A 1,284-nucleotide genomic window follows, 5' to 3' on the forward strand; every position below is an offset into this window, starting at 1 on the left:
ATTCGCCATCTTTCACCTCTTGCGTCGCTTCTTCTTCTACGTTGGCATTCAGCACTTTATGCTGGCGATCTTCATTTGGCCAACCAGCAATAGGTACGTAGCGATCAACTCCACCACAGGCTTAGCTTTTATTGCCGCAAACTCTCGGCGAGTGTCATGCTCAACGGAGGTAACGTAAGCCACGGGGTAACCCTCTGGATAAACGCCCCCAAGACCAGATGTCACCAATAGATCATCGACCTGAACATCGGTGCTGGTTGGGATATGCTCTAACTGGATCTCATCAATGCTGCCATTGCCAGAAAGCGATCACACGAATATCATTGCGCACAACTTGTCACTGGAATCGCATTCTTCGCATCGCTTCAATAGCAATACTCGGCTATTGTGTGCCGAAAACGAGGTGATCTGACCTACAATACCTTTTCGTTGATCACCGGTTGACCGATGTAGACACCATCGATGCCACCTTTATCGATCACCACTTGATGACGATAAGGAGAGGTGTCGACCGCCATTCACTTCGGCGACCATTTCTTTCATACACGCACAAACGAAGAGCCAAGAAGCTTACGCAGGCGCTGGTTTTCTTCTTGTACTGTTCCAGTAGCAGAAGATCACTTCTCAGTCTCAATACTTCTCGCTTGAGATTTTGATTCCCCTCAAGCAGGAGACTGGCGGCTAAAACGCTCATAGACACCGTCAAACATGCTGCGTGGTAAGTTGGCAGTATATTGGATCGGTGCGACTAAACTATTGAGGAAATATCGAACACCAGAGAAAGCATCTAAGCGACCATCAGCAGCATGAGGCTGGCTGATGTAATGACAGCAAAAAAAAGACGCAATTGTAGAGAAGGACCTCTACCAAAATTGGCTTCATTTTGTTTTAGAACCTTAGGTTTGAAGGTTTAAACGCCATGGCACTTAACCTTCACCGTTATTCTTCAGAGATAGATCGCCACCGTGCAGTGTCGATCATTCTAGTGCTTTACCGCCGCCACGAGCCACACAAGTCAGTGGATCTTCTGCGATCACTACAGGGATGCCAGTTTCTTCTGTCAGCAAACGATCAAGATCTTTCAGTAGTGCACCACCACCAGTGAGTACCATACCGTTTTCAGAAATATCTGACGCCAGCTCTGGCGGACACTGCTCTAGCGCAACCATCACAGCCGAGACAATGCCTGATAGCGGCTCTTGCAGTGCTTCTAAGATCTCATTGAGTTTAGGGTAAAGCTACTGTGGCAGCACCTTCGGCAAGGTTACGACCACGAACTTCGAT

At 48.0% G+C, this 1,284-nt stretch carries 2 pseudogenes; both read right to left on the reverse strand.

Going from position 1 to position 1,284, the window contains the following annotated elements:
* A pseudogene (gene mreC / locus CIK04_RS29640) lies at positions 1-847 on the reverse strand (rod shape-determining protein MreC); the annotation flags it as partial.
* 130 nt (positions 848-977) lie between these two features.
* Positions 978-1,284: pseudogene (locus CIK04_RS29645) on the reverse strand (rod shape-determining protein); the annotation flags it as partial.

The organism is Vibrio sp. 03_296, assembly GCF_002265885.1.